The 9897-nt window shown below is 32.3% G+C and carries 13 protein-coding genes; all 13 read right to left on the reverse strand.

Annotated elements, in window-relative coordinates; genetic code table 11:
* Nucleotides 1-12: 12 nt before the first annotated feature.
* A complete protein-coding gene (locus tag H4K33_RS14475) occupies nt 13-909 on the reverse strand; it encodes a LysR family transcriptional regulator (protein WP_182650237.1) in 897 nt (298 codons plus the stop codon).
* Nucleotides 910-1170: 261 nt separating this feature from the next.
* A complete protein-coding gene (locus H4K33_RS14480; protein WP_182650239.1) occupies nt 1171-1701 on the reverse strand; it encodes a hypothetical protein in 531 nt (176 codons plus the stop codon).
* Nucleotides 1701-2411: a hypothetical protein gene (locus H4K33_RS16605; protein ID WP_255493763.1), complete on the reverse strand. Its 711-nt coding sequence runs from the start codon at nt 2409-2411 to the stop codon at nt 1701-1703. The genes H4K33_RS14480 and H4K33_RS16605 overlap by 1 nt, the downstream gene beginning before the upstream one ends.
* Before the next feature lie 261 nt (nt 2412-2672).
* Nucleotides 2673-3194 carry a hypothetical protein gene (locus H4K33_RS14490; RefSeq protein ID WP_182650242.1) on the reverse strand — a complete coding sequence of 174 codons (522 nt, stop codon included), beginning with the start codon at nt 3192-3194 and terminating at the stop codon, nt 2673-2675.
* A gap of 6 nt (nt 3195-3200) precedes the next feature.
* The gene (locus tag H4K33_RS14495) at nt 3201-3926 is read right to left on the reverse strand and encodes a M15 family metallopeptidase (RefSeq protein WP_255493764.1); all 726 of its coding nucleotides are present in this window, start codon (nt 3924-3926) and stop codon (nt 3201-3203) included.
* A 244-nt stretch (nt 3927-4170) separates the two neighbouring features.
* The gene (locus H4K33_RS14500; protein WP_182650244.1) at nt 4171-4563 is read right to left on the reverse strand and encodes a YbbC/YhhH family protein; all 393 of its coding nucleotides are present in this window, start codon (nt 4561-4563) and stop codon (nt 4171-4173) included.
* A 12-nt stretch (nt 4564-4575) separates the two neighbouring features.
* Nucleotides 4576-5220: a DUF4329 domain-containing protein gene (locus tag H4K33_RS16610; protein ID WP_255493765.1), complete on the reverse strand. Its 645-nt coding sequence runs from the start codon at nt 5218-5220 to the stop codon at nt 4576-4578.
* Between the two features lie 255 nt (nt 5221-5475).
* Nucleotides 5476-6006, reverse strand: coding sequence for a hypothetical protein (locus H4K33_RS14510; protein ID WP_182650246.1), 531 nt, complete (start codon nt 6004-6006; stop codon nt 5476-5478).
* A gap of 3 nt (nt 6007-6009) precedes the next feature.
* Nucleotides 6010-6744, reverse strand: coding sequence for a hypothetical protein (locus tag H4K33_RS14515; protein WP_182650248.1), 735 nt, complete (start codon nt 6742-6744; stop codon nt 6010-6012).
* A 355-nt stretch (nt 6745-7099) separates the two neighbouring features.
* Complete coding sequence (locus H4K33_RS14520; RefSeq protein WP_182650250.1) at nt 7100-7564, reverse strand: hypothetical protein; 465 nt, start codon at nt 7562-7564, stop codon at nt 7100-7102.
* Between the two features lie 5 nt (nt 7565-7569).
* On the reverse strand, nt 7570-8250 hold the full coding sequence (locus H4K33_RS16615; RefSeq protein WP_370576681.1) for a M91 family zinc metallopeptidase: 681 nt from the start codon (nt 8248-8250) through the stop codon (nt 7570-7572).
* Nucleotides 8251-8571: 321 nt separating this feature from the next.
* Complete coding sequence (locus H4K33_RS14530) at nt 8572-9120, reverse strand: hypothetical protein (protein WP_182650252.1); 549 nt, start codon at nt 9118-9120, stop codon at nt 8572-8574.
* A 1-nt stretch (nt 9121) separates the two neighbouring features.
* Nucleotides 9122-9889, reverse strand: a complete 768-nt coding sequence (locus H4K33_RS14535) for a zinc-dependent metalloprotease family protein (RefSeq protein ID WP_182650254.1) — start codon at nt 9887-9889, stop codon at nt 9122-9124.
* Nucleotides 9890-9897: the final 8 nt, after the last annotated feature.

The raw sequence follows: 9897 nt of genomic DNA on the forward strand, positions 1-9897 counted from the left end.
AATAGTTATCGGCTATAACTTTAAGTTATATGATTTAATAAATCGAATAAACAATTCTACCAAGGCACTCTCCTGCCCTTGTCGTTGTACAATGCTAAATTTTCGACGAATATCCAGTCCGTTGATGTCCACCACAACTAATTCATTATATTTCAATTCTTTGAGAATGGCGTGAATCGAAAGAAAGGCAAAACTATCGGAGTGCTTCAAGTACATCTTAATACTTTCTGTGCTTGAAAAATTCATTTCATTACGCAATTGATTGAGCGAGATTCCCACTTGATTCAAATTGCTCTCGATGACATCTAGGGTACCTGATCCGGTTTCTCTTAACAAAAAGGAATAATCTTTCAATTCGTGTGGTTCAATCAATCCTGTTTTAAACTTCGGATTCTCAGCACGACATACTAGGACAATCTCGTCATCAATGAAATCGATATACTTAATTTGAGGGTTTTTAGAGCATCCTTCTACAATTCCGACATCAATCGTTTTACTGAGCAATAACTGTTCGATTACGGCTGAATTTTCGGAAAGGATGTCGAGGTGTATATCGTGTACTTTTCCTCTAAATTCGGCTAAAAGTGGGGGTAAAACATATTGAGACACAGTAGTACTTGCTCCTATGCGCAAATTGCCTCCCATTTTTGCATTTAGCGCCTGCATATCGAACTCTAAATTGCGATAGGTAGAAAAAATATCTTCTGCATAGGTATATAGCAGTTGTCCGGATTCGGTTAAGCGAATTGTAATTCCATCGCGTACAAACAGCTTAGTCTGATAGTGAGATTCGATCTCTCGTATATGTTTAGATACAGCGGGTTGGGAAATCAATAGCTCTTTGGCTGCTTTTGTAAAGCTCTCCCTTTTTGCTACTGTATAAAAAACCTTTAACCGAAAATCAAACATAGTTTATTTTTTAAAAGACAAAAGATGTTGTTCACTTGTCTGTAATTAACAAAAATACTTAAAATTTGCTGTATGAGATTTAAAATACAAGGGTTTCGTCATTTAATTCCAATAATGTTGATTTATAGTTGCAGTCTGTGCCTTCTACATTTCATAAATACTCTCCTCTTCAAACTCATCCTAAGCCTAAGGCTTTAGCCGAATTGAACGAAGTTAAATCCGCGCGATCGGGTTTAAGGTGCAAATCCGCGCCATCGGGGTTTATTCTTTGTCAATTACAACTACTTTTTTTGTAGCTCTAAATTCTTTTATTAACCATCTTTCTAAATCTTCACCTTTTTCATTTTTTTTATGCAAATTAATAATAGCTGTATCCTCTATGATTCCATCAATATAAAAGATCCCTTTTTTATGAAAACTGATATCTTTCAGTGGAATAATTTTGTTTGTAACTGCTCCAAAAGTATCTTTCACAATTGTACTCAAATAAGCAACATCATAATCAATACTATCAGATACTAAACTTCTAAATATAACATACCTATACTTTTCTTCATTTCCAAAATCCGTGGTTATAGTATCGAAAATACTTGTGTAACTGATACTTCCACTATAAGCTTTATTTATATGAACTGTATCAGGAAATTCTATATTATATTCTATTTCTAACGTTAATGAACTCTGTTTGTTATTTTTTATAATATTACTTTTTTTTGTATTTTTTCCACACGAAAAAAGCATTAGAAATATACATAATACACCAAATAAACCAATAAAATTATTTTTTATCATTATTCTTTGTTTTTAAAGCTATTTTTATAACTCTCAAGACTATTTGTCTTAAAGACTGAATCTAATTTCGCCCAATTTCGTACTGAGTTTTCTTTTCCTCTTACTACTGTTGTATCTACATCTTTACCCTTTATGTATCCATCGGTATACCAATCAGGATAAACTGTTTCAAACTTTCGAGTTTTAATTGTAACTAAATCACTTTGGATTATCTCTGTTTTAGGTGTATCCGATCCAATAGCCTTCGCAACTTTATCTTTTATATCTTTCCCTTTAGTAACCAATTCTAGTAGATTTTTAATAAATTCAGCACCTTCTTTCATTGTTTTATATGTACTTCCACTAGCATAACCTGTTGAATAACTTGCTAAACTAAATGCGAAATCTACATCAATTGATTCTCCTTCTCCTGAGTTTCCTTGTAATAAGGATAAATCCCCACGTGTTCCTGTTTCACTATAAAAATTGAAGCCTCCTGTACCTAGGTTCCATGGTTTTCCATAATAATATATACTTTTATCTACTCCGTATATTTTTACATTTAATACTTTCTGCGGTTTTTGTTGTGGTTGTTTTTGAGGATCTCCTTCTCCTGGATTTTGTGCAACCATCCCCGTAGGATCCACTAAATTAATCGGGTTATTGTGTACATAATGATACGGTGTCCATCCTGGGAACTCTTCCGCCAACGGATCCACACTCAACCACATTTACTCCTTCTTTTGCTCGCGCGAACTCAACCTTGGATTTACAAAACCAACTGTCCATATAAAAGTAAGGTTTATTTGGTTGAAAAAGAACGACTAAAGAAAATTACAAGCTATTTTATAAATTACAAAACCCGCTGATCAAAAGACTAACGGGTTTCGTATTCTATAATTTATGCGCACGGACTGCACCCGAGGCTTCAGCCGAATTGAACGAGGTTAAATCCACGCGATCGGATGTTTAAAAACTATAATTCACTTTCGTTAATCATAATCTAAAGGTATTTCTTCTTCTTTTATTTTATATTTTGATGTTGGAACTTTTTTGCCGTTTTTAAGCCAAAAAATCAATTTTTGTTTACTATCTAAATAAAAAACATTCAACGTACTATCACTAACTTTAACATCGCTATTTACATATATTGGGTCTTTGTAAACTATATCTTTATCCTCTATTAAAATAAATTTTCCATCCTTTTGATAGATATCAACTGTTTTCTTTCCTCCTTCCCCATAATAAACGATTTCTTTTTTTAATGTATCCTCTCCTTTGTAATAAGCTTTTGCAACGCCTCCTTCTGAAGACTCATACACATCGCGTTGAAAGTTATTCAATTGCATTTTTGAAGCTTCTACTATTACTTTATACTTTTCTATCTGTTGGACAACATTTAAAGTATCTATTCCATTCTTTTCTGTTTGTATTTTTACGTTTCGCTTATCGTTTAATTTTCCACATCCTAATAAAAATAAAATTACAAAACTTAATAAGAGACTATCTTTCATATAATTTTAAAATTTAACATATCCATTTTCTCTGTTTCCTGAATTATACTTATTTCTCAAAGATTGTATTGAATTTCCAAACATATTCTGAAAGTGAGGCTTGTCTTTAAATTTTTTCCAGTCTCCTCCCCACTCAAAACCATGTGATTTTCCCATCGTAGACAAACTATTCCAGTCTAAATCATAATCTACTTTACCATTAGTAATTCCAACTATATCAAAAGCTAATCCAAAATTATGATTACTATATCCTCCTTTAGCATTAGTAACTTTCGATCCTTCTGTTGTTCTCCCTTTAGCATATAAATCATTTTGTTCATCAAAGGTTCTTATTCCCTGAGCAATACGTATCAATGTATTTTTAGATTCACTATTCGCTTCTTTCATAAAATTAGTTGCTTTCATTCTAATAGCAGGGTGCAAACTTTGAATCTTATTGTCAGTAGCTGCATCTCCTGTAACAAACACATCTTCAACTTGTCCTTTATATTCAATTTTATTTGCTCCCGATCCATCGATTCCAGGTGCAATTCCGGGCATCGGACTTACCTCATAAACTTTATTATCATCTATTCCATCATTAAACAACCAATTCCCTTGTTTATCATAATAATCTCCATCAACTGCACTCATCCCCGTAGGATCAATCAAATTAATCGGGTTATTGTGTACATAATGATACGGTGTCCATCCTGGGAACTCTTCCGCTAACGGATCCACACTCAACCACATCTACTCCTTCTTTTGCTCGCGCGAACTCAACCTTGGTTTTACAAAACCAACTGTCTATATAAAAATAAGGTTTATTTGTTTGGAAAATACCTACTTAAGAAAATTACAACCTATTTTATAATACAAAACCCGCTGATCTTTCGACTAACGGGTTTTGTATTCTATAATTTATACGCACGGACTGCACCAGAGGCTTCAGTCGAAGGGCTTGAAGTTAAATCCGTGTAATCGTGTTCGTTATTTGTCATTTAGTATGTAGAACTTTCAAAATGGCTCCGTCACTTTTACGTATTTCAATATAAAAAACCCCTCCGTCCATTTCTTTAGACAAATTGCCTTCTACACACCAAACAGAATTATTTTTAAAAAACACATTATATGGTCGTTGCTCAATAATTAATTCCTTTTTATAAATATTAAAAAGAATTGACTCTGCAATTTGAACAGCTATATCTGCATTAGGAACATATCCCTCGGTCTTATCAATTCCATCAAAATTATCATAATCTAAAGGTATTTCAGTCACTTCAAAAATCCTCAAAGTATCTCTAGTATCATGATCATTTGAAGTCTGCATAGTCTTATTACATGCAAATATTAGTAAAACCAATACTATTAACACACTATTTTTCATCATAATTTATTTAGATTAAAAACCAAAATACTGAAAACTATTTTTACGCATTTCCTTCCTTTGGGTAGCTATCTCAGTTCTACTGTTTAGGTCTAACTTTGGCTGATTGTTATTTTTTCTCATAGGATCTTTAGGATCACTTTGTAAACTAGTACTGATAACACTTACTTCTGTAGTTTTATAGTCATATTTTAATAATGATCCGTCTGGTGTTGCTACATATGAGTCAACCTTATCATCATATGCATTCCATTTATCTTTATTTGAAAACTCATTATTTTTATAATATTTATCATACCCTCCATGGGTATGAATCAAAGCTTCTTTTGTAGTTCCTTCTGGATTTCCATTTCCTCCTGTTTTTGTCTTTGCTTCTTTTCCAATATATCCATCACTATAACTATAATAAGTTTCACCTTCTCTTTCATATGAATAAATAGTTGAAGAAATCTCTTTATTCTTAATTATAGACGTTCCATTATAATACTCTCCAAAATCATTAGCTGCTGAATCTCTACTTTTAAATTCATCACCTGGCCCATCTAACATTTCTGCACTCATCCCCGTAGGATCAACTAAATTAATCGGGTTATTATGTACATAATGGTACGGATTCCATCCAGGGAATTGTTCCGCCAACGGGTCCACACTCAACCACATCTACTCCTTCTTTTGCTCGCGCGAACTCAACCTTGGATTTACAAGACCAACTTCCATATAAAAATAAGGTTTATTTGGTTGGAAAAGAACAACTAAAGAAAAGTAAATGCTATTTTATAAAAACAAAACCCGCTAATCGAAAGACAGCGGGTTTTAGTTTTTTATAATTTAGACACACGGACTTTACTCGTGGCTTTAGCCGAATTGAACGAAGTTAAATCCGCGCGATCGGGGGTTTCGGGAAGTGTTTATTTTCTACTTACAATAAGGGAAAACAATTTTATAATAGACTCTTTTATAGTCTGTCTCTAAATAGTTAGTAATATTGTTATGAAAACCATTGTGTTTCTGATAATAATAATTTGAATTAATCAATCCCAATAAAAATAAATCGGATTCAGTCTTTAATTTATAGACGGACAATTCATTATTGATTAAATAACTAAATTCAAATTTATCACAGTCTTCATATTTCGGATACTTAAAATCTTTATACCTTTTTAAAGGTAGAATTCGATACAGATCATCACCATAAATAAAAACGTCTGATCTATTAAAAAATTTAATTGTTTCATCATATTTTTCTAATGTTTGTTCAGAAACGATGTATTTCCCACCAAATTTTTTAGAACTAATTAAAATAGGTTTTACTATCTTAATAGTATCTACCAAATAGAAATTTTCATAATTTGATTCTCCAACATAATCAAAATCAACTTTATCTTTTATGCTTTTACATGAAACAAAAAGATATAAAGAGATCAATAGTAAAATAAATTTTCTCATATATTATTGTGCTTTACCATTTTTAATATCTTTCATTCTAAAGTTTGTATCATTATTGATTGTTCCTCTACCTGCCCTCATAATATTTCCTTCACTATTTCTTTCCGAATTAACTTTACCTTTAGCAGGATATTGAATCATATCTGAAATATCATTAGAATTTATATTGGAAGATCTACTTGAATCTATCGAAGCAGGAGTCATTAAACCTTTTCTATTATGTTTTAAACCTAAACTATGTCCAACTTCATGACTTCCTGTATCTGCATCAGCTTGTGTATCTTTAACCTTTATGTAATTTCCTCCTATTGTTGTTCCGTTGGTATTTGGATCTAAGCCTGTATTATCAACGGTATACAAATTAGCCCCTCCTGAAGAATCTTGTTTAAGTGCATTATTTAAAGATCCTCTTTCTCCTAATTGTGGATCAACATCTACTTCAATAGCGGAAAGTTCAAAATTCACAGTATAACTCACAGAATTTTCTTTTTTGCCTACAATATAACTGAACTGTCCACTTTGATTATTCCAATACTCAATTGCCTTTTGTGCAGATTCCATATCTTTTCCTAAAGCATAATACGTTGCTTTAATTGTAACTGTTTTTGTTGCTGAATTAAAAAAAACACGATAATCTCTACCATCATCATCTATAAACATAATTGGATTATTTGCTACAAATACATAAGGATTAATTCCTGGATACTTCTCCGCCAACTGATCCACATTCAACCACATCTACTCCTTCTTTTGCTCGCGTTGTGCAACCTTGGATTTACAAAACCAACTGTCCATATAAAAATAAGGTTTATTTGGTTGGAAAAGAAAAACTAAAGAAAAATTCAAGCTATTTTATAAAGCAAAACCCGTTAATCTTTCGACTAACGAGTTTTTCGTTTTTTATTTATGCGCACGAACTGCACCCGAGGCTTCAGCCGAATTGAACGAAGTTAAATCCGTGCGATCGGGGTTTTTCTTCTTTTATAATTAGACGCACGGACTGCAAGTCCGCGCGATCGGAGTTGTTTTTATAATTTATATGCGGATTTAAGGTGCAAATCCGCGCCATCGGGGTCGGGTGTGGGGGATAAATTTAATAAGAATAACGAATCAAAGTAGAAATAACCTTTTCAAATTCTTCTTTTCGATCATCAGAGGCATTTAAATAACCTATGTTTATTTCTCCATCATATTTATTTTTCCAAAATTTACCATCATTATCTACTCCGTAGAGTGTAATTGTATCTTTCTCAAAAAAAGCTATTGATGCTTGATCAGAGATCTCTTTAGTTGATTTAATATTTTCGTAATTAAGGGACATATTATCATCTTCATTACTAATGTAAAATATTGAATTATCGTCATAAATATATTCTATTTGCCGCCATTCATCACCTTGAGTTTCTCTAATAACAAATCCTTTATTCAAAGAATATCTATAAATGTATTCTTTATTTGACATCATTTTAAAATATCCTTTATACTTTACATCTACAAATCCTTTATTCGAATTACAAGAAAAGAATAAAAAAAACAAAAATAAAATTACTTTTTTCATAACCACTAATACCAGACTGGTTTTACATTTTTATTTGAAGAATCTAACATAGAAGGCTCTATACCTCTTTTAATACCATTTTCATCAATGCTGTGTCTATAATTAGTTCTTAAAGGCTTACCTAATTCTTTTCTTAGGATATTTTCTCTATACGTGGCTTGCCATTCACTGCGTTTAACTCCAGATTCTCTTCTATCATCTAGCATACCATTATTTGCATCTAACGCATGAAACATTTCATGTGCCAAATCAATAACAGCATCTCGTTTCATCCCATCTTTTGTTTGTATAGGAATACCCGAAGTATTCCATTGAATAACTCCACCAGATCCTCCATCAAGATCTAATCCCAAATCTTTTACTCTACTTTGTTGGGGATCTGTTTCTATTTGATTTGCATAAGCTTTATATCTATTTGACTCATTAAATTGACTACTACCCTCCTTTATTTTAAAAGTATTATTTGATGATTCGAGAGTTGTTATCATATTTAAACCTTCGCCACTTTGAGATATTTTTCCTAATGCATTAAGTGTTTTCTGTAAAAACCCGCTCACTCTCCCTGTATACCTAGAGCCATTCTCATTGTACAACTTTCCATTTTCATATTTTAGTGACGAATTTCTATGCACTATTACTATCTCTCTTCCATCAGGATCAATTGCATTAATAGGATTATTAGCCACATACGTATAAGGATTTATATTCGGATATTTCTCCGCCAACGGGTCCACACTCAACCACATCTACTCCTTCTTTTGCTCGCGCGAACTCAACCTTGGCTTTACAAAACCAACTGCCCCTATAAAAATAAGGTTTATTTGGTTGGAAAATACCTACTTAAGAAGATTACAGGCTATTTTATAAACAAAACCCGCTAATCTTTCGACTAACGGTTTTTTTCGTTTTATTTATGCGCACGGATTGCACCCGAGGCTTCAGCCGAACTGAACGAAGTTAAATCCGCGCGATCGGGGTCGCGGAGTAAGTACTTTTTATGAATAAAATCATTTAAATCTAATACTTTCAAAAACTTTAATTAAATCAAACTGCTCATCAACAGTCAAATCTTTAGCAACAATAGTTAAACTATTTTCTCCTAATGTTTGAAAATAAGCGCCTACTTCCCCTCCTTTATTTAATCTTTTAGGGATTTTTATTTTTGCTATAGTATTATTAATAGTATCATAATAATAATAATAACTATCTAAAAAAACTCCTTGCATTTGATCTACTTCAGGAGTATTTGAAAAATACAAGCCTTCTAAACTCATCCCTAAAGAATCATACTTCTTGATCTGTTCATTACTAAAAACTTTAATAGTTTCATCAAAATTTTGTGAGTATCTTCCAAAATCAAAATATACTGTATCACCATTTGCAGTTAGCAAAGCATTAACTTGAGAATCTATACTCTCAATATAAATTTCATTCCAACTCTCAGGTATATCAGCCGTATAATAATGAAAATCAATCCTTACTATTTTTTTTGATTCACAAGAAAACAGCAACAATAATACAGATATACAGAAAAATCCTTTATTTATTATATTCATTTTAATTTATTTTGTTTGAATCTATAAAACTATTAACCTGTTTTTTTATATTCTCTTTATAGTTGTCTTTGGATAGAATAGATTGTTTATATACTCCATTCCCATCTTTGGCTCCTAATGGTCCATATGAACCTCCGATAATTTTTCCACGCTCTTTAAAATCAGTCCTCAACGAACCATTAACAGTTTCATTCATCAATCCACCTTTCCTGTGTTCAAGACCTAAATTATGCCCTATTTCATGTGTTGATACTTCATTAAATGTCCCTTTTTTTATAGTTCCTATCTCAACTGCGCTTATTCTTCCTCCCAATTGACCTAACCCCTCTCGATCTAGATTACTTCCATTAGCCTTGGGGATACTTCCAACCAACATCATAACATGATCATTTTCTCTAACATCATTTAATGAATTTACAACTTGATAGTTAACTGATACTAACAAATTATCTGAAATCATCATATCAATTCCTGTATGATGCATTTGTGCATTTCCAGATAATGAAGAAAGTACAACTGTTCCACTCGATTTGTTAAACATCGTTGTAGACAAATCTACATTTTCCGAATTAACGATTGTTAACGTAATACTCATATTCACATCTCTTTGCCTGTAATGTGAATCCCCCCTCGTATTCGATACTGTAGTTATCACATCCTCTCCTATCATTCCCGTTGGATCTGTAAAACGAATTGGATTATTAAACGTATACGCATAAGGATTCCAACTTGGCATCTTCTCCGCCAATGGGTCCACACTCAACCACATCTACTCCT

It is taken from the genome of Myroides sp. WP-1, assembly GCF_014145635.1.
Lineage (GTDB): Bacteria > Bacteroidota > Bacteroidia > Flavobacteriales > Flavobacteriaceae > Flavobacterium.